This is a genomic window from Ornithinibacillus gellani (assembly GCF_003730295.1).
Lineage (GTDB): Bacteria > Bacillota > Bacilli > Bacillales > Amphibacillaceae > Ornithinibacillus_A > Ornithinibacillus_A gellani.
Map to the genome: position 1 here is coordinate 1 of NZ_QTSZ01000007.1, position 18,033 is coordinate 18,033.

Below are 18,033 nucleotides of genomic sequence, written 5' to 3' on the forward strand. Positions count from 1 at the left end.
TATGACCGTAATCAATTGTCATCTCATAATTACATTGTATTTTTTCTTTTGATTTAATGCGTTAAATATATGTCCTTAAAGTAAAAACATTGATGTTAATGGATTTTTAGTAATTTACTCTTGATAACACGTGTCACCAAGTATGGAAGACATTAATGTAACAAAACGTCTAGGTGAGGCTGGAAAGATGATGGGTATTGAGATTTTGGATCATATCATTGTGGGCCATGAGAAATATACTAGTTTGAAAGAAAAAGGATATCTATAAAAAATATTTCATAGGAAAGTCAGTGAATGTGCTAGAAATAGCACCAACACTGGCTTTCTCCTAAAATCATCAAGTTATGGGCTAAAGTTTGAAAAAGTCATCACTTTTTTGATGGGTACCGCTATTGAAATGACCTTAAACCCTGGTATATAGGAGTTTCCTAAGAATTTTGTATAGATACTAAAATCCGCCAAAAATTAAAATTGCTCAATTACTATGTATTAATCCGCTATTACCCCAAATTGTAACATTGGATTTTGAAATACCTCTAGTATATGTTGCATAGTAACAGTGTATAAAAGTGTCATATTTCCTTGATATACAAGACTTTATCTATGGTTGCACATTATTACAAATTACTCGTATATCAATAGAGCCTGTTCTATTTGATTCATGCTCTTTCAATAGTTCAAGTTTTACTATATTATGCGGTGTTACTACTTGTGTTCCATATAAGATTGGTAGATATGTCTTTGCCATGTTATCTAAGTCTTTGGATTGTACCGCTCCTTTAAAGTGCAGCTTTACAGCATATTCATTTGCAGCCACGATTTTAAATCCATCCTTGTAGATAAGTTGTCCCACATGATGATGTAATAACTCAATGTGAGGATAGAAATTCTCCTCATCAAAGCCACCGGAAAGCATCGGTTTACTCTTGGACACAATATACGTAGTAAGGCTATTAAACTGAAGTATAGTATTTTGAGTTAAATGGTCATAAATACGAAGATCAATACTATCTGAGGGAATACTAGTCCTCTTTCTTGAACCTGAACTAGTCAAATACAAGTTAATTTTCAAAGAATAGATCTCAGCATCATTAAATACTATTTCACGGTTAATTGCATCTACAATAGCTTTTACTGAATCAAGTAGGTTAAGCTCCTTATGAGATCTTGATGTTGTGATATTTATATCAACACCATAAACACCCTTAGGAAGGGGTAGCTGAATGTTCTTTTGGTTGGAAATTGCGCGTAATACCATGGATATCTTCCCCTGAAAATCCATCATAGAGGTATTCTGTAATCGTTCGGTTCCTTTTGAGCTTGAATGTGGCATCTCCATTGGCTGATCATGTATAACTATATGACTACCCCCGTCATGTTCTATTAATACACTCTTATCCATAATCTTTGCTCTAATCTTATTGTATGTCATAGAATCATACATCCCCTTATGTTGTCTAACTTCTTGTCTTTCACTTTTTTCTCAGATAAATGATATGGTCGTAAAACGAAATGTTCCTTTAAGCCATTGCTTTTAGGTACTACTAAACTGTCCCCTATGTATTCACCTTTTATAAAGCCAACCTTTACAACTTTAAATAAATCCATAGATAATAACAGCTCTATTGTTTTAATCACCTGTTTCTCCGATTTTTTTACATTGTAATAGAATGAAGGTTCGACATGAATTGCATTACTTTCTATATGTACAGAGTCAGGATTTACTCCACCAAAATAGCTTAACCAACAGTTACCATACAAAAGTAGATAAACCTTCAGCTTTGTGTATGTCCATATTCTATCGGATGTGGACGTGTTTTCTAGCATTATATTAGTAACTGCATCTGCCGGCAGCATAATATACCCTTGATTCCTTTGTTTCAATTCACTTGTATGGAACGCTATAGATTTGCAGCTTATATATGTATTGGTAAATGGATCGTAATCTGGCGCAGTTAATAATTCTGCTTGAAACATTTGCTGTTTATGGGAATTGGTTCTCTCTATAAAATAATGAGCCTCTAGCCATCCCAATGCATTATTAAGTTGAGAACGATTCAAATTCAAATCCTGCTGCATTTCACTTTTGGCCTTCTTCACCCTCTGATATCTCCATTCATATGACCTACACAGGTATATATAAAGTTTAAAAGTAATAAGGTCAGGAAAATCTGGGTAAATATCTGAAAATATCTTTCTTTGAATAATAAACTGACCATTCCTAGATATGTTAAATTGGTTAGGTTTTGTGTCGTTCACAATATACCTTGCTAAATTTTTCAATGGTATTCTCCTTACTTGTTATTATATAATTCAATAATTCTATTATATAATTGACTATATAGTACAATGTTGGTAAAATAAAATCAAGAATTAAATAAACAGGAGTTGAATGCACGATGCCTAAAATACATATTGATACATATGATTTTCAATATCTTAAAAGGTCTACTATAGGTGAAAGGTTGAAATTCTTTCGTCATCACATAATGCAGTACAGTCATAATTCGGATGATTTTACAATTACATCTCTTGGTTCTCGCCTTGAAGTATCTCCTCAAACAATTTCATCAATTGAAAGAGGTAGTTCCAAGAACCCCTCATTTCTTATTGTTCATAAACTAACAAAAGAATATGGAGTACCTCTGGAATCCGTTACAGATGAATTCTATATGAGTGAGGAAAGGTTATTTGCTATAGGTAAGCCTGAGGAACCAATAATCATTGACGATGAAGATTTCATCATTGAGGATACAGATGAATATAGTACTGTTATTAATGATGAAAACGAGAAGGATAAGAACTTTTTTGACTTTGATGAAATAAAGGGGATTTTACTATATAACTGCTTAGGCAGAAGTGAAATTGAACCTATATATCATATTCAGTTTAAGGAAGACATTACTGATGATGAAATAGAACATTTGATTTCGAGGCTTCTTCTTGAGACTACAACCCTATCTAAAAAGAAATTTGAAACATCTAAAGCTGTTCATCCATTACAAGAAGCCGTTGAAATTATCAATCGTCACAACAAGGTTCTGTCTGCTGATGAACTTTTAAATCTTCTTACTAATAAGGAGACCAAATAAATTAAGTATCTTATGGAGGGATAAAACGTGCAAAATAGCTCAACCCACAGTCTCGTTGAAGAACTAAAAGTAGAGGAACAAAAAAGAGAAGCTTTTTTAGATCACCTGGCATCTATTATTGAAAGTACTTTATCTAAGAGTGATGTAACTGACAACGAAAAGAATCGCTAATTAAGGAGGAGTTTTAATGATTAAAGGAGTAATCTACGCACGAGTAAGTACAGAGGAACAAGCAACAGAAGGATACAGTATTGAAGCACAGAAACAGCTTCTCTACGATTATGCAAAACAACGTGACATTCAGATCATTGATGAATATATCGATGAGGGAAGAAGTGGAAAAAGTATTGAGGGTAGGCCACAAATGCAGCGTCTACTTAAGGAATCAAAAAATGGAGAATTTGATACTGTTATAACATATAAACTAGACCGATTGGCACGTAAAACAAGGGATTCACTTGAAATTGTTGAAACTCTTGAACGCCACAATGTTCAACTAATGAGTTATTCAGAGAACATTGATACTACTACACCTGGTGGAAAGATGTTCTACACAGTAATGAGTTCTGTTGCTGAAATGGAGCGGGCAACGATAATTGATCGTGTTAAGATGGGAATGAATCAACGAGCTAATCAAGGAATGTGGAATGGTGGAATAGTGCTTGGTTATGATGTGATTAACAAGGAACTTATCATCAATGAAAGTGAAGCAAAGATTGTAAAAGAGATATTTATCTTAGCAAGTAAAGGCCATGGCTATAAGAAAGTTGCTTATGAAATGAACAAGCTTGGTTATAAAACAAAAAAGAAGAAGGATTTCTCCATTGCTACTATTAAAGGTATTTTAGAGAATCCCTTATACATAGGAAAAATTCGTTATAATCAGCATGAGAATTGGTCTGAGAAAAGAAGAAAAGGTAAAAATGATAATCCGATTATAAGAGATGGTATACACACTCCAATAATCGAGATGGAGCTTTGGAATCAAGTACAGCAAAAATTGAAAACACGCTCCTTCCGTCCAGCACAATCGTCAAAACCATACTTCTTAGGTCGATTACTTCGTTGTCCCGAATGCGGATATGGAATGACTGCAGCAAAGTCCAGGGGTAAAAATGGCAAGCAATATAGACTTTATCAATGTGGTCAGTATAAAAACAAAGGTAGAACTGCATGCCAAGCCCATACCATTAATGCGGACAAGGCTGAACAATATGTAATCAATGAATTAAAGCATATTGTAACACTTCCCTATTTTATCGAGAAGTTAGTCAATAAAATGAATAACGAGAGATTGAAAGCTGAATCTCCATTACTAGATGAGAAAAAACGGCTGCTTAAAAACAAAAAGAAAACAGAAAAGCAATTAGACAATTTAGTTACATTGCTAATGGATGATCCCGATTTAAGGGATATTTATAGTAAAAAAATGCTAGAACAGAAAAAACAACTGGTTACCATTGAGAGTCATATAGAGAAGGTTGAAAAAGAGCTACAAACTATCAGTAAAGATCCCATCGATGCTGAAGCACTGACTCATCTTCTCAAAAACATTGATACTCTTCTGGATAAAGCAGATGCTACAGAAAAGAAGGAGCTGCTTTCACTCTTTATAAAGGATATCCAAATAACCAAAGAAAAGGTATCTCACAAGGAAGGTAGACAAATCAAGTGTATCAATCTGATGTTTGACTTCACCATTGAGGCCTTACAAGGTAGCTCTAGTATCTTAATTAATAAAATGTCTGAAATAAACTGCATTGCACCACTAGATACAACCTTTATGGAAGAGCCATTTTCAAGGGAGGAAAACTTTAGGGAAGCCTTAACTTCCCTTAATATTTTACCCTTATTTATGATACGGTTCTCCCCTAATTATCCTAAACCCCCGATACACCTGCTCCAACAACATCAGTCGCATCAACTGATGTGGAAAAGTCAGCTTGGAAAAGGACCAGGTGTCGTTGCTGCGGTTTTGGATGGCTTGGCTGAGGCCGAGGGAGCCGCCGATGATGAAGGTGATATGGCTTTTGCCGTAGGTACTTAAGTTTTCTATATCCTTTGCCAGCTGTTCGGAGCTGCGCATTTTGCCGTTGATTTCCAGGGTGATGACGTGGCTGTCTGGGTGTATATGGGAGAGGATGCGCTCCCCTTCTTTGTCCTTTACGATGGCGGCGTCTTTGCTGTTGATGTTGTCTGGTGTTTTTTCGTCGGGGACTTCGATGATCTGCAGCTTGGCGTAGCTGGAGAGTCGTTTTTTATATTCGTCGATGCCTTGTTTTAAGTATTTTTCTTTTATTTTTCCGACGGCGATGATGCTGATTTTCATAGGATGTTCGCCTGCCTTTCTGCTGTAATGGATTAATGGGTTTGTTTTTCATTTTATTTATTATGTCATGCTTTGGCGTGCTGCAATCGGTTGCGTATTACGGCTTACGGACGCGCATGAATTTGTAATAGAAATAAATGCCGGCGATGATGACGGCTAGGATTGAGACGGGTAGTAAATATGGGTAGGTTGCGTGTAGTATGTTTTCCCATCTTGGGCCGAGAAAATAGCCGAATGATACAAAAGTGGTGGCCCATGCAAAGGCGCCGCCGACGGTATAAATGATAAAGGTTGGAAAGGACAGTCGCATGATGCCGGAGAAGTAGCCGGTAAAATGGCGGACGCCCGGTATGAAAAAGGAAACAAATACGACCTTGTTTCCGAAGCGGTCATACCATTTTTGGACGGCTTGTCTGCGTTTTGGTCCGAGAAAGAATTTGCTGCCGTGCTTTTCGAAAAATGGTGCGCCGAGCTTATAACCGATTAAATAGGTTGCGGACATACCGAGTGATGTGCCGATTCCTGCGAATAGAATATTAACGATATATATTAAATCGCCCTGGTAAGCCAGTACGCCGGAAAAACCCATGACGGTTCCTCCTGGAAATGGCAAAAACAAAAACTCCATGAATAGCCCAAAGCCCAGCACGAAATAGCCGTATTCAGCAAACCAAACCACAATGTCTTCCATACACAGTCTCCTCGCCAACCAATCCGATTCTTGCGATATCCATCTCTATTCCTTACGAACGAATGCTACAATATGTTTCACGTGAAGCAATTGCCGATGATGCCGTAAGCGTGGGCTTTTGCGATCATCAACATCAGAATATTCGACAAAATTTCTAATCACAGTATAGCAGAATTTGGCTGTGAAATCTAAGTATGATGGTACATATTTCCTATATGGTTGCTATTTGCGTGAATTTTTGTGAAAGGGACCTTTTTTGAACGTGAAAAAGCGCCTTCCCTCGTTTGTGGAAAGGCGCTTTTTGTTATTTTTTATTTGAATTCATGAGATGCAAGTATTGTGGCGATCTCGTCTTGGATATCGGTCATGCTGCCGCTTTTGTAATTATTCATCATGATAGAGAAGGTGAGTTTTTCGCCATCCTTGGACGTGACATAGCCTGCGAGTGTGCTTACCCCTGTTAAGGAGCCTGTTTTCGCGATGACATTTTCCTTCGTTGGCTCTTCCGTCATGCGGTAGCGCAATGTGCCGCCAACGAGCCGCTCCGGGTGTCCTGCGAGTGGTAAGGCTGTTTCCAAATACGGGAACCAGTCTTTATCCTGGATGGCATAGAATAAATAGGACAGTTCATTCGCTTGGATGAGATTTTTATGGGACATGCCTGAGCCGTCACGAAGCAATACGTATTCTGTATTCAGATTTAAATCCTTCAGTACGTTTGCCGCTACTTCCAGCCCTTTATCCCAGCTCCCTTCATCATGTACGACTTTGCCCACTTCTTTCGTGAGGATTTCCCCATGACCATTATTGCTGAGCTTCAAAAATGTGATGAGAATATCCTTCAACGGCATCGATTCTTTTACGGCCAGCTGTTTCGTTTTAGCTGGTGCGGTTCCTGTTTTCACCTTGCTGTTGCCGATGAGTTTAATTCCTTCTGCTTGAAGGGCCCGATGGAATACATCCAGCACATAGCCGGTTGGCTCCCAAACCGAGCGCCATTGTCGGACTTGGTTGGCTTCCTGTGGCAGCTCACCGGTAATAATCATATGATTCGTACCATGCTCCCGTTCAATCGATATCGTATTGCCAGTCGCGCCGGAAATTGTTTTTGCTTTATTGATGACCTTCACATAGGATGTTTCGGGAATGATGTTGACTTTTGGTTTACTGCCAGGCTTCTTTCCGGGATCAACCTCCACAATCACTGTGCCTGTATCGTAATCCTCGTTTGGAGACATCGTCAGTGCGGAAATCTGTGCACCCGTGTAATACGGTTCGTCATCCCAATTCAGGTCTGTAGATAGTCGTACGTCATCATACCAGCTATCATCGCCAATAAGGTCGCCTTTAATTTTATGAATACCTTGTTGCTTTAATTGCTTGGCGAGCGTTTCCAATCCGTCCTGCATTAAGGTTGGATCGCCTTTTCCAACTAAGTAGACATTGCCATGCAGTACCTTCCCTTTCAGATTACCATCTGTCCGTACCTCTGTCGAAAAGCGGTAATCCGGCCCGAGCGTTTCCAATGCCGAAATCGATGTGATCATCTTTTGATTGGATGCGGGATGCAGCATGACGTCCCCATCATGCGTATACAGCAAGGTTCCGTCACTTGCCTTGCGCACGCTGACACCCGTGATGCTTCCAATTAGCTGATCGTCCGCTAATATGGCATCGATTTTTTCCGCTAGTTCCTCGTCGATGTCCTCTACATCTGTTCTTGTCAGTTCCGTCTTGTTAGCTTGTACACCTGTCTTGTCAGCACCTTCTGCAGACACCGTTGACCCAACCGCAGCCTGATGCAATTCATTTACAGTGCCCGTCTGTTCCCCCGTGGACAAGGGTAGGAAAATAAGCAGGGCAAGCAAAAGAGCAGCACCAATTCTATTCCAGCTTTTGCGGTTTTGCATGTGTATCGCCACCTTTATTTACATTTGATTCCAGTATACTGTAATATATTCCAAAATACACGAGTAAATACTTGAATTTTCTAAAAATGGTTACTTCGTAGGACAGGCCTGGTTCGTTACGCGAAGTTTCTAGTTTATGCATCGGTCTTTTGATTCATGCAACATTCACATCGCAACCAGAAAAAATTATGATATGATATATATCTATTCACATGGAGAGGGATGAAAAGTATGCTATTGCTTGCGGTGGATGAGGAGATCTCCCTTCGCCTGCTTTCGGGCATCGATGCGGAGAATTTATTTAAGGTAACAGATGCTTCCAGAGAATACTTACGCGAATGGCTGCCATGGCTGGATGATACCGTGACGGTGGAGGATTCCCGTCAATTTATCGAGCATGCTTTGACCATGTACAATAACCGCGCTGGATTTTCAGCCGGGATTTTTTATCGCGACCAACTAGTCGGCATGGCGGGATACAACAGTATTGACTGGCGCAATGGTGTTGGCTATATTGGCTATTGGCTCGGTGCCGATTTCCAAGGACATGGCATCATGACCAGGGTAGCCTCTGCGCTGACTGATTACGGCTTTCAAGAGTTGAAGCTGAATCGCGTCGACATCCGTGCCGCTGTCGATAACCATAAAAGCCGCGCCATTCCGAAGCGACTCGGCTATCAGGAAGAAGGTCACATTCGCCAGGCGGAATTTTTATACAATCATTACGTGGACCATGTCATCTACGGCATGCTTGCTGAGGAATGGGAACAGCAAGGGAAGCGTCGTTGATGAAGTTTTATATTGCGTCTGGCTTCGCGAATATTGCCACGGTAAGGCATGCTTCGGATTTACTGCGTCGTGCTGGACATGTGCAAACCTATGATTGGACGCAGAATGATCGTGCCGTAGACATTGATACGCTACGAAAAATCGGTACGGTAGAATTTGAAGCTATTTTGGCATGTGATGTCCTATTGCTAATCCTACCTGCTGGCAAAGGAAGCCACACCGAACTCGGCATTGCATTAGCAGCGGGAAAGCAAATCTATATCTATGCAGCAGATGGAATTCAACCGGAAACAGCTGCATCTTTTTATTACGTAGACGGCGTGACCCACTGTAGCGGAACGATAGAAGATACTGTAGAACAGATTTTGGAAAGATTTTAAAGGGAAGGAATCAGCTGATGCTGATTCCTTTTTTGGTGGGGTTTAGGGTGTGAGTTGGGGTGGTTGGCGCGCGAGTTTGCTCGTTTGGCGCGCGAGTTCGGCTCGTTGGCGCTCGAGTTGGCGTGGTTGGTGCGCGACTTTGGCTCGTCGGTGCTCGAGTTGGCGTGGTTGGTGCGCGAGTTGCGGCGTTCGGTGCGCCAGTTTAGCGGGATTCTAATATTTGGGCTTTTTAAATGATGTTGAAATCGGCGTGGGCCGATTTCTTCCCCTTTTATGTATGCGACTTTGGCATAAACCTATGCGAGTTTGGAGCTGGGGCATGCGAGTTTGGGCGAAAGGTATGCGACTCTCGGGCCTAGGCATGCGACTTTCAACCAAACCTATGCGACTCTCGGGCCTAGGCATGCGACTTTCAACCAAACCCATGCGAATCCCAGGCCTAGGCATGCGACTTCCAGGCCAAGACATGCAACTTCCTCCCAAAACCATGTGACTCTCTGGCCCAGTCATGCGACTCCCCACGCACATAGATCAGATAGGAATCGTCCTCGGACGATTCCTTCCACTTCCCTCATTATGAAAGAAATCGGCGATGGCCGATTTCTATCTATTTTCTATTTGGTTAACTGGCTGGTGGTACAAATTCATTTAGGTAATACGGTACGATGCTGTTATGATAGGTTTTTCTTTCGTCGACAAAATGGCGGATCGCTGTAAAGAATGATTCATCCAGCAATGGGTATCGGACGGTCCGCACTTGGTCCAATGGCGAATTATGTGCAATCACCGTATCAATGCTTGCAAGGAATTGCTGAACTACTTTTTCACTTGGAGTGATTCCGATAATATCCCGATAAATCTGCGCATCCTCTTTTACATCCAACACATGATAAGGCAGCTTCATATCGATATGTATGCCGTCTACAAGATTTTCCTCATATAGGCTACGCATTTTTTGATGATAGATTCCGCTGGTCGTAACGATAATTTTCCCAGCAAATCGTATTCTTACATTTTTCAGCAGTGTTCGTATTTCGTCGATGGGACTGATTAAAAATTCGCCGCCACTGAACATAATAGCATCGAATAAAAAGCCGCTCTTCCCAATATAATCATATAGATCGTCTGGCATTTTATATATTTTTGGTGTGTTGGCGATAATTTCATCATAGTTATGACAGCCAAAACAATGTAATGGACAGCCCTCCAGGGAATGGATGAGCAATGTCGTATGATCTGGCAGGTCGGTAAATATGCGAATAAAGTTATTGTATAATTTGATCATGGTATTTTCACCCTGACATCAGCGGTGAACAACCTCCTCCAACACATCTTCCTTAAGTCGTTTTCGGACGGTCCAATCATGTCGTCTCACCTTTGACCAGAAATTATATTTTCCTTCGTAATACCCTTTGTCATTCACATGAATATTATTTCGGGAAATCATCTTCAAATAACCAATTACCCTGCTGAAGGTAGCAATGTCGGTGGACGCACAAACTGGGCAATGTTGAATGTTTTTGGCATCCTCTGCGATAATTTTCTGTCCGCATGTCATACAGGAGGTAATGGTCGGTGTTAACGTAATGTAATTAATTGGCTTGGAAAAAATTTTGTCCAAATACGTTGCTAGATTCTCGGGCTTTACTTTGGATTCCAGAAAATGATGCAACACACTGCCAGATGTGGCATAGCCTTGAAATTCAGCACTGTTTTCCAATTGTTCCAGGAAATCCTCTTCTGAAAATGGGGTCATGCAGCCACTTGTTAAATATGGATTTTCTCCCTCACCCTGTACGAAAATCTCCCGTTCATGTTTCCGTGCCCATTGTAAATCATGGCGGGCAAGCTTGATGGCAGCATTTTCTGCGGGTGCATATTCGATGCCGCATGCTACTTTGTCCCTCACAATAAATTCATTCACAATCTCCGTCATGTATTGCATGATTTCATGTGCAAGCATTTTGCCAGCTTTGTCCTTTATCCCATCCGGATATCCAATATTGATTAGACCCTCATTCATTCCAGTCAGCGCGAATACATTAAAGTAATTTTTTAAATCCTTGTTATAGGCAAAAAATGTTGGATACAATTCCTTGTTCTGCTCAATCCACTGCCGCTTTTTCATATGTGCTTCCTGCATGATTTCCATATATTCACGAATCTTCCATTTCAGATTTTCAAGGTCGTGTCCAAATTCCAACAGCATTCGATTCATATTCAGATTCAGTACCTGGACCGCGCCTGTCGAACCGGTTGATGAGCCAAATACTCCGCCCCCTGCCTTCGATAGTGTTTCCAAATTAATTTGTAACCTGCAGCATAGGCTTCTGCTCACTTCTGGATCCTTCGCTTTAATGAGTGGGTTCAGTGCTTTATAATACGGATCCTCGAAAGGTTTTGTTTTGAAATTTTCAAAGTACACACCGCCCCAATGATACATTTTATCCAGCAGCTCTAAAAATAATGGATTATGATAATTAAAATAATCATCGATTTGCACCGTTAACAGTGGAAAGGTAAATGGTATGCCATCACTGCCTGTCCCCTTGCTCATCACATCAATAATCGCTTGATTGATGCGGTCAAAATAAGCGGACGGAATATCCTTATACTGCATGTTTCGCGCCTCACCGCCAATGACAATATAATCATCCATGATTTCCTCGGACGGTTTGCCAAACTCCAAGGTAATATTGGAAAAGCTGCTCTGTGCCCCGGACCGAAGCGGCATGTTCAGCTCCCAAATCAAGCTTTGGAATAATTCCACAAGATCCTCATCCGTATAAACGACGCCCCGATTTTCCTCATCGTACAGATAGGAAGCCGTAATCGTTGATAGCTGCGCCAGCATCACGGCACCAGATACTTGCTGAGATATCAGCGTGACAACATTGCTGAAATGACGAATAAGCGTCGATATCCGCTTCGTCGGCTTGGAGGAAATCATATTTTTAGCCAAAGAAGGAATTCCCTTTGTCGCAATGTCCTTACAGCTAATCGACACACAATATGGCGCAAGCTGCTTATCATGCACATAAACAATGCCTTCCTCATACAACTCTTTTATCTTCGGCGGCAAAATATGATTAAAAAGAAACTCCTCCTCCGCATAATTCGTTAAATTATGCCTTAAAAGCGGCAAGGAATAAACATAATTACTATTTTCATGCCTGAGATAATCTGTCTGCTTGTTTTCCTGCTGTGATGTAAACTTCTCAATAATGTCTGTCGTATTTTGGAACATGTACAAACCTCTCCTTACTGATAGAATGTGAATCCAAATTCACTTTAACACAATATATAGTATTGTCCAGTGATTATAGTCACTACATATAGATATCGTGACGATTGCAGCATTTCTATCATTTAAGGTGCTGGATGACCTGTAAGGAGGAATGAGGTGGCTGGCGCGCGAGTTTGGCTCGTTGACGCTCGTGTTTGGCTCTTTGGCGCGCGAGTTGGCGTGGTTGGTACGCGAGATGGGTTGAAGATATGAGGTTGAAATCGGCGTAGGCCGATTTCTTCCCCTTTTATGCATGCGACTTCTGGGTATGCGAGTTTGGAGCTGGGGCATGCGAGTTTGGGCGAAAAGTATGCGACTCTTGGGCCAAGGCATGCGACTTTCAACCAAACACATGCGACTTTCCGGCCTAGGCATGCGACTTTCAACCAAACACATGCGACTTCACGGCTTTGGCATGCGACTTTCAACCAAACACATGCGACTTCCAGGCCTTGGCATGCGACTTCAATCCAAATCCATGCGACTTCACGGCCTTGGCATGCGACTTCAGCCCATGGCATACGTAGGAATCGTCCCAAGACGATTCCTTCCATCACAGAAATATGATGTTGAAATCGGCGCAGACCGATTTCTCCCATATAAAATAAGACTGTTCCTGCGTCATTGGATGACGTGGAGCAGTCTTTTCTGTTATTACTTAATTACTTCGTTGTAGATTTCGCCTTTACCAAATTCAATGATTTTTAGGCGTTTGTCGTGTTTGATGAAGATGGTTTTATAATGTTCTTCGTCTTTCTCATCTTTGTAAAGAAAAACACGGTTATTGTCATTGTCTGTTTCTAGGTCTGCTTCGTATTTGTTAAGGTCTATTTTTTCGGCAACGATATCATGTTCTGGGAATTCAGCAAGTTCGGAGTCGTTGCTTTCATTGTCATCGGCATCGTCTGTATCTGCTGAATCATTATCATCTGTAGCTTCGTCATCTGCTGCCGTATCATCGTCTGTCGCATCGTCATCTTCATCAACGGCATCATCGTTTGTGTCACCGGTTTGATCCTCTACACCCGTATTGTTATCATCCGTTGTTCCGTTCGTGTTTCCCTTATCTTCATCACTGCTGCCGCATGCGGCAAGTGTCATCAATAGTACGCTCATCATTACGATTAAAAACTTCTTCATTTTTCATCACTCCATTAGTGTTTATTGTAGCGCGATCATGATCCATTGTTTGTTCTACCCGCTACATTTACATTATAAACCATTTTTTTAGCCCCGGGGCATATTTCCTGTAAAAAAATGGATAAAGTGTTTCCAATTATTACTGTTGTTCAAATTTTGTTCACAACCTTTTCCACTATAAATTTCCCGGGAAATAATGTCAAAAAACAGTGTATATTGTCGATGCTATTTGCTAGGTTTCTCACTCTGCATCCATTCATATATCTCATCAAAATGGCGTACCATTTCAAAGTCCAGATCCGTCAAACCCTTCGCCTGCCATGAGGATATTTTCAGCGTTACGACCTTATAGTCAATAGAAATAAACGGATGATGCTGCTTTGTTTCCGCATAGTCAGCTACTTGGTCAACAAATCTTATTCCCTCGGGAAATTCCTTGAAACGATATTTGCGCTGCACCCATTTTTCATCAACACGTTTCCATTCCGGCAGACTTTCCAGCTCCGTTGTAATTTGTTCATCAGTTAATCGTTTCATTATCATTTCCTCCTTTAGCCTACTGATTCCCGTTTCTCTTTCTTCCATAACCTCGCTGACGATATTTTCACTATCTGCATGTTGTCTATCCACAATATTGTCGATTGTTATTTCCCGGGATTAGCCCGCATGGCCATTTATTTATGGTAGGTTATTCATAGTATCTGAAATTTTATTGAAAACATGTAGAAATGAGGTATGAAGCATGGATTATGTGAAACCAAATGATGCCGTACAGGCGATAGCAACAGCAGGAAAGACAAAATCCGAGCTTTCCATCAGTCATATTTTAATCAAGGGTATGTTGGCAGGTGGACTGCTCGGCTATGCCACAACACTTGCCTTTACCGCTAGCACACAAACTGGAATCGATGTCGTTGGCGCGCTCGTGTTTCCCACCGGCTTCATCCTCATCTTACTGTTAAATTTAGAACTCGTCACAGGTTCATTTGCGATGCTACCAATTGCAAAACTACGCGGACAAACGACCATGCCGCTGTTATTACGTAATTTAGGCTGGGCCTTCCTGGCGAATTTAATTGGTAGTGTGATATATGCCGTACTTTTCGCTATATATATTACACAATTTGGGCATGTCACCGATTCTGCCCTCATAGAAAAAATCATTGCCGTCGCGGAAAGTAAAACCATTGCCTATCAAGCGATTGGTGGCGATGGAATGGTTGTCCTGTTTGTGAAGGCACTGCTTTGTAATTGGATGGTAACCATTGGTGCCGTCATGGCTTTCATGTCCCAGTCCACCATTGGGAAAATTGTCGCAATGGGAATTCCGGTATTTATGTTCTTTGCGCAAGGCTTTGAGCACGCCGTCGTTAACATGTTTGTAATTCCAGCCGGGATAATGCTCGGTGCTGATATTAGCTTTGGACAATGGTGGATGTGGAACCAAATCCCTGTTACGATTGGCAACTTCATTAGTGGGTTTCTATTTACCGGGCTTGCACTTCACGTGATTACCAAGGAAAAATCCGATCTATCCAAACATGCATATAAAAAACGCGCATCGTAAGTATTTCAGCTGTTTCAGCAAAAAAGAGGAGCTCCCCCCTACTCGGGTGCTCCTCTTTTTTTATTTCATTTGTACATTATGCAGCTGGGCAAAAATACCACCCTGCTTCAGCAGCTCTTCATGGGAGCCTTCCTCTGCAATTCCATCCTTGGTCACGACCATAATGCGATCGGCATTTTTAATGGTTGCGAGTCGATGGGCAATGACAAGGGTTGTCCTGTCCTTCGCAAGCTCTGTGAGTGCCTCTTGAATAATCATTTCTGTTTCGGTATCCAATGCGGATGTTGCTTCATCCAAAATTAAGATTGGCGGATTTTTTAAAAACATCCTTGCTATTGCAATACGTTGCTTTTGACCACCGGAAAGCTTCAGTCCACGTTCCCCAACCTGGGTTTCGTAGCCATCTGGCAGCTCTTCAATGAAATCAATGAGATGCGCACGACGAGCAGCCTCCTCAATCTCGGCATTTGTCGCATGGAGATTACCATAGGCGATATTTTCCCGCAATGTACCTGTAAATAGAAAGACATCCTGCTGCACAATACCAATTTGTTGTCGCAGTGAGCGCTTGGTCATATCGCGAACATCGATTCCATCAATGGAAATTTGTCCGCTATCCACATCATAAAATCGTGGAATAAGCGATGAAATGGTTGTTTTTCCTGCCCCAGATGGTCCAACAAAGGCGATTGTTTCACCTGCATTGATATTGAAGGAAACATTCTTCAGTACAGGACCTTGTATTTTTTCATAGCCAAACGTTACCTTATGGAAGGAAATATATCCTTTCAAATGGTCTACATCTTTAGCGTCCTTTCGATCCACCACATCTGGATCAATGTTCAAAATATCGACGAATCGTTTAAAGCCTGCCATCCCTTTCGGATAGAGCTCCAGCAATGCGCTAATTTTTTCTACTGGTCTAAACAGCACATTGACGTACAAAATAAACGCTACCAGCTCCCCGTATTTGAGATGACCATTAAAGGTGAGCCAAGCACCGACAACCAATACGACGAGGACAATCAATCGCATCATCATATAAATATTGGAGTTAACGAAAGCCATGACCTTATAGGCCCCAACCTTCACCTTCCGAAAGCTGTAGTTATCCTTTGTAAAGCGTTCCATTTCAAAATCTTCATTTGTGAAAGATTGAACGACACGTGCACCGGAAACGGAATCCTCTACCCGACCGTTTACTTCGGCAATTTTTCCATACATTTTACGCCAAGCCTTGTTCATTTTAATATTGCTGTAAGCCATGAGCCAAACGAGAATTGGCACCACAATTAAGATAATAACAGAAAGCTGAAAATTAATATTGAACATGAGCAAAAAAGCCCCGACAAAGGTCATGATGGCAATGAAAAAATCCTCTGGTCCATGGTGAGCGAGCTCGCCAATATCGAATAAGTCATTGGTAATCCGACTCATGATATGACCCGTTTTCGTATTATCAAAAAAACGAAAGGATTGCTTTTGGACGTGGCCAAATAATTCCTGGCGCATATCAGTTTCAATGTTGACGCCAAGTTTATGTCCCCAATACGTCACCACATATTGAAGAAAAGTACTGAGCAGATAAACAAGCAAAAGTAAAATGCTCGTCATGATAATCATATCCCAGTTGTTACCTGGCAGCAGATCATCGATAAACCATTGAACGGCAACTGGAAAGGCTAACTCCAGTAAAGCGACGATTACAGCGCAGGAAAAGTCAATGATAAATAAGCGGCGATGCGGCTTATAGTAGGAGAAAAAGCGTCGGATCATTCGTATTTGCACTTCCTTCTTTATGTTCTAACCAGCTGCTGATGGTCAAGTATACAGAAAATTATATGTGTTCGCCTATACTTTAGCAACAAGAAGGCTCAAAGCACACATCTTTTAGGCATGGTAGCCAAGCCCGTGCATATACATGCTATATAGCTTGTATGAAGAAAGGAGGCATTTCCATGAAGCGACATCAGCGTTTCACCTGGCTATGCTATGGCATTGGCTATGTATTCATTGTTTCCGGCGCCATGAAGTTGTTAAATGAAAACTTTAAAACAACCTTTGCCGAGCTAGGTATCCCATTTCCAGCACTCATGCTATTTATCGTTGCCATCACAGAAATCGCCTGTGGAGCTTTTATTGCCGGACAAATATATCTGAAGCAAGCCGTCGCACCATTAATTCTCATTCTGATTGCGGCCATTATTTTAACCAAATTGCCATTAGTTTCTGCACCAGGAATTCTTGCCTTTGCATTCGAAGCAAGACTCGATATCATCCTCATTTTGGTCCTATTATTCATTCATCGTCATGCCATACCGAATACGTAATCCACAGTTTTTCCACAGAATTATACCAGTTTTTTGGACTTATCCCAATTTGTCCACAAAGTTATCCACATATGCACAAATGTTCGCAGATATTTTGTGTTTTCGACAAGATTCGCCTACTACATATCGATAGACCCTGTGTTCTATCCACCGTTTGTGTATAACTTTTCATTTCTGTGTATAACTTTACTGTTATAAACAGGCCAAAAGCTTGAAAATGGACATTTTTTAGGTAATTCTCCACAGCCTTGGCACCCGCCAAGTTGGGGAAATCATATAGTGGTTGGAATCGGTGCACTGATTCCAACCACATTGGCATTTTTTTGGGTACACATGTCTATTCGGTAGGAATCGGTGACCGATTCCATCCTTTTTTATAAATGATTTGTGCGCGCGAGTTGGGCTGGTTAGTGCTCGAGTTGGTACGGTTGGTGCTCGACTTATACTGGGTGACGCGCGACTTTACACGTTCGGTGCTCGACTTCTGTCCGGTGGTGCGCGACTTTACTCGATTGACGC

Annotated in this window: 19 protein-coding genes and 1 pseudogene; 10 read left to right on the forward strand and 10 right to left on the reverse strand. The window is 41.2% G+C overall.

Annotated elements, in window-relative coordinates:
• Positions 1 to 142: 142 nt before the first annotated feature.
• Positions 143 to 268 (forward strand): JAB domain-containing protein, encoded by a 126-nt coding sequence (locus DX933_RS01430; RefSeq protein WP_397315631.1) that lies wholly within the window; start codon positions 143 to 145, stop codon positions 266 to 268.
• Between the two features lie 333 nt (positions 269 to 601).
• On the opposite strand, the gene DX933_RS01435 is transcribed toward DX933_RS01430, so the two are convergent.
• Together DX933_RS01435 and DX933_RS01440 are read right to left on the reverse strand one after the other, a co-directional pair.
• On the reverse strand, positions 602 to 1,432 hold the full coding sequence (locus DX933_RS01435) for a hypothetical protein (RefSeq protein ID WP_123314702.1): 831 nt from the start codon (positions 1,430 to 1,432) through the stop codon (positions 602 to 604).
• Complete coding sequence (locus DX933_RS01440) at positions 1,429 to 2,100, reverse strand: hypothetical protein (protein WP_145962255.1); 672 nt, start codon at positions 2,098 to 2,100, stop codon at positions 1,429 to 1,431. Before DX933_RS01440 ends, DX933_RS01435 begins: the two co-directional genes overlap by 4 nt.
• 299 nt (positions 2,101 to 2,399) lie before the next feature.
• On the opposite strand from DX933_RS01440, the gene DX933_RS01445 reads away from it, so the two are divergent.
• The 3 genes and pseudogenes from DX933_RS01445 to DX933_RS18540 all read left to right on the forward strand — a co-directional run.
• Complete coding sequence (locus DX933_RS01445; RefSeq protein WP_123314704.1) at positions 2,400 to 3,092, forward strand: helix-turn-helix domain-containing protein; 693 nt, start codon at positions 2,400 to 2,402, stop codon at positions 3,090 to 3,092.
• Between the two features lie 27 nt (positions 3,093 to 3,119).
• Positions 3,120 to 3,263 (forward strand): hypothetical protein, encoded by a 144-nt coding sequence (locus tag DX933_RS18310; protein WP_190279375.1) that lies wholly within the window; start codon positions 3,120 to 3,122, stop codon positions 3,261 to 3,263.
• A 16-nt stretch (positions 3,264 to 3,279) separates the two neighbouring features.
• A pseudogene (locus DX933_RS18540) lies at positions 3,280 to 4,314 on the forward strand (recombinase family protein); the annotation flags it as partial.
• A 627-nt stretch (positions 4,315 to 4,941) separates the two neighbouring features.
• On the opposite strand, the gene rlmH reads toward DX933_RS18540, so the two are convergent.
• The 3 genes from rlmH to dacB all read right to left on the reverse strand — a co-directional run bounded on the left by rlmH (position 4,942) and on the right by dacB (position 8,022).
• On the reverse strand, positions 4,942 to 5,421 hold the full coding sequence (gene rlmH / locus DX933_RS18545; protein WP_123314706.1) for a 23S rRNA (pseudouridine(1915)-N(3))-methyltransferase RlmH: 480 nt from the start codon (positions 5,419 to 5,421) through the stop codon (positions 4,942 to 4,944).
• Positions 5,422 to 5,518: 97 nt separating this feature from the next.
• Positions 5,519 to 6,112: a DedA family protein gene (locus DX933_RS01460; protein WP_123314707.1), complete on the reverse strand. Its 594-nt coding sequence runs from the start codon at positions 6,110 to 6,112 to the stop codon at positions 5,519 to 5,521.
• A gap of 311 nt (positions 6,113 to 6,423) precedes the next feature.
• Positions 6,424 to 8,022, reverse strand: coding sequence for a D-alanyl-D-alanine carboxypeptidase/D-alanyl-D-alanine endopeptidase (gene dacB / locus DX933_RS01465; protein ID WP_123314708.1), 1,599 nt, complete (start codon positions 8,020 to 8,022; stop codon positions 6,424 to 6,426).
• 231 nt (positions 8,023 to 8,253) lie between these two features.
• On the opposite strand from dacB, the gene DX933_RS01470 reads away from it, so the two are divergent.
• The 3 genes from DX933_RS01470 to DX933_RS18320 are packed head-to-tail and all read left to right on the forward strand — an operon-like array spanning position 8,254 to position 9,397.
• The gene (locus DX933_RS01470) at positions 8,254 to 8,811 is read left to right on the forward strand and encodes a GNAT family N-acetyltransferase (protein ID WP_123314709.1); all 558 of its coding nucleotides are present in this window, start codon (positions 8,254 to 8,256) and stop codon (positions 8,809 to 8,811) included.
• On the forward strand, positions 8,811 to 9,191 hold the full coding sequence (locus tag DX933_RS01475) for a nucleoside 2-deoxyribosyltransferase (protein ID WP_223805837.1): 381 nt from the start codon (positions 8,811 to 8,813) through the stop codon (positions 9,189 to 9,191). The genes DX933_RS01470 and DX933_RS01475 overlap by 1 nt, the downstream gene beginning before the upstream one ends.
• A 59-nt stretch (positions 9,192 to 9,250) precedes the next feature.
• A complete protein-coding gene (locus tag DX933_RS18320; RefSeq protein ID WP_190279376.1) occupies positions 9,251 to 9,397 on the forward strand; it encodes a hypothetical protein in 147 nt (48 codons plus the stop codon).
• A 416-nt stretch (positions 9,398 to 9,813) separates the two neighbouring features.
• Here the strand turns inward: DX933_RS18320 and DX933_RS01485 are convergent, their stop codons facing one another.
• Together DX933_RS01485 and nrdD are read right to left on the reverse strand one after the other, a co-directional pair.
• Positions 9,814 to 10,476, reverse strand: coding sequence for a 4Fe-4S cluster-binding domain-containing protein (locus DX933_RS01485; protein ID WP_223805838.1), 663 nt, complete (start codon positions 10,474 to 10,476; stop codon positions 9,814 to 9,816).
• Positions 10,477 to 10,494: 18 nt separating this feature from the next.
• Complete coding sequence (nrdD, locus tag DX933_RS01490) at positions 10,495 to 12,438, reverse strand: anaerobic ribonucleoside-triphosphate reductase (protein WP_123314712.1); 1,944 nt, start codon at positions 12,436 to 12,438, stop codon at positions 10,495 to 10,497.
• 328 nt (positions 12,439 to 12,766) lie between these two features.
• Between nrdD and DX933_RS18325 the strand changes: the two genes are divergently transcribed.
• Complete coding sequence (locus DX933_RS18325; protein WP_123314713.1) at positions 12,767 to 13,153, forward strand: hypothetical protein; 387 nt, start codon at positions 12,767 to 12,769, stop codon at positions 13,151 to 13,153.
• On the opposite strand, the gene DX933_RS01500 is transcribed toward DX933_RS18325, so the two are convergent.
• Positions 13,132 to 13,617 carry a hypothetical protein gene (locus DX933_RS01500; protein ID WP_123314714.1) on the reverse strand — a complete coding sequence of 162 codons (486 nt, stop codon included), beginning with the start codon at positions 13,615 to 13,617 and terminating at the stop codon, positions 13,132 to 13,134. The genes DX933_RS18325 and DX933_RS01500 overlap by 22 nt on opposite strands.
• 225 nt (positions 13,618 to 13,842) lie before the next feature.
• Positions 13,843 to 14,154: a 4a-hydroxytetrahydrobiopterin dehydratase gene (locus DX933_RS01505; RefSeq protein ID WP_123314715.1), complete on the reverse strand. Its 312-nt coding sequence runs from the start codon at positions 14,152 to 14,154 to the stop codon at positions 13,843 to 13,845.
• A 205-nt stretch (positions 14,155 to 14,359) separates the two neighbouring features.
• Here DX933_RS01505 and DX933_RS01510 point away from each other — a divergent pair, with 205 nt between their 5' ends.
• Positions 14,360 to 15,184 carry a formate/nitrite transporter family protein gene (locus tag DX933_RS01510; RefSeq protein ID WP_123314716.1) on the forward strand — a complete coding sequence of 275 codons (825 nt, stop codon included), beginning with the start codon at positions 14,360 to 14,362 and terminating at the stop codon, positions 15,182 to 15,184.
• Positions 15,185 to 15,244: 60 nt separating this feature from the next.
• On the opposite strand, the gene DX933_RS01515 is transcribed toward DX933_RS01510, so the two are convergent.
• Positions 15,245 to 16,960 (reverse strand): ABC transporter ATP-binding protein, encoded by a 1,716-nt coding sequence (locus DX933_RS01515; protein ID WP_123314717.1) that lies wholly within the window; start codon positions 16,958 to 16,960, stop codon positions 15,245 to 15,247.
• Between the two features lie 182 nt (positions 16,961 to 17,142).
• Here DX933_RS01515 and DX933_RS01520 point away from each other — a divergent pair, with 182 nt between their 5' ends.
• On the forward strand, positions 17,143 to 17,514 hold the full coding sequence (locus DX933_RS01520) for a DoxX family protein (RefSeq protein WP_123314718.1): 372 nt from the start codon (positions 17,143 to 17,145) through the stop codon (positions 17,512 to 17,514).
• The last annotated feature ends 519 nt before the right edge of the window (positions 17,515 to 18,033 follow it).

Coding starts and splice junctions, on each gene's coding strand:
- DX933_RS01430 (WP_397315631.1), top strand. CDS start 143: ATGGAAGACATTAATGTAACAAAACGTCTAGGTGAGGCTGGAAAGATG.
- DX933_RS01435 (WP_123314702.1), bottom strand. CDS start 1,432: ATGACATACAATAAGATTAGAGCAAAGATTATGGATAAGAGTGTATTA.
- DX933_RS01445 (WP_123314704.1), top strand. CDS start 2,400: ATGCCTAAAATACATATTGATACATATGATTTTCAATATCTTAAAAGG.
- rlmH (WP_123314706.1), bottom strand. CDS start 5,421: ATGAAAATCAGCATCATCGCCGTCGGAAAAATAAAAGAAAAATACTTA.
- DX933_RS01460 (WP_123314707.1), bottom strand. CDS start 6,112: ATGGAAGACATTGTGGTTTGGTTTGCTGAATACGGCTATTTCGTGCTG.
- dacB (WP_123314708.1), bottom strand. CDS start 8,022: ATGCAAAACCGCAAAAGCTGGAATAGAATTGGTGCTGCTCTTTTGCTT.
- DX933_RS01470 (WP_123314709.1), top strand. CDS start 8,254: ATGCTATTGCTTGCGGTGGATGAGGAGATCTCCCTTCGCCTGCTTTCG.
- DX933_RS01475 (WP_223805837.1), top strand. CDS start 8,811: ATGAAGTTTTATATTGCGTCTGGCTTCGCGAATATTGCCACGGTAAGG.
- DX933_RS01485 (WP_223805838.1), bottom strand. CDS start 10,476: ATGATCAAATTATACAATAACTTTATTCGCATATTTACCGACCTGCCA.
- nrdD (WP_123314712.1), bottom strand. CDS start 12,438: ATGTTCCAAAATACGACAGACATTATTGAGAAGTTTACATCACAGCAG.
- DX933_RS18325 (WP_123314713.1), top strand. CDS start 12,767: ATGCGAGTTTGGGCGAAAAGTATGCGACTCTTGGGCCAAGGCATGCGA.
- DX933_RS01500 (WP_123314714.1), bottom strand. CDS start 13,617: ATGAAGAAGTTTTTAATCGTAATGATGAGCGTACTATTGATGACACTT.
- DX933_RS01505 (WP_123314715.1), bottom strand. CDS start 14,154: ATGAAACGATTAACTGATGAACAAATTACAACGGAGCTGGAAAGTCTG.
- DX933_RS01510 (WP_123314716.1), top strand. CDS start 14,360: ATGGATTATGTGAAACCAAATGATGCCGTACAGGCGATAGCAACAGCA.
- DX933_RS01515 (WP_123314717.1), bottom strand. CDS start 16,960: ATGATCCGACGCTTTTTCTCCTACTATAAGCCGCATCGCCGCTTATTT.
- DX933_RS01520 (WP_123314718.1), top strand. CDS start 17,143: ATGAAGCGACATCAGCGTTTCACCTGGCTATGCTATGGCATTGGCTAT.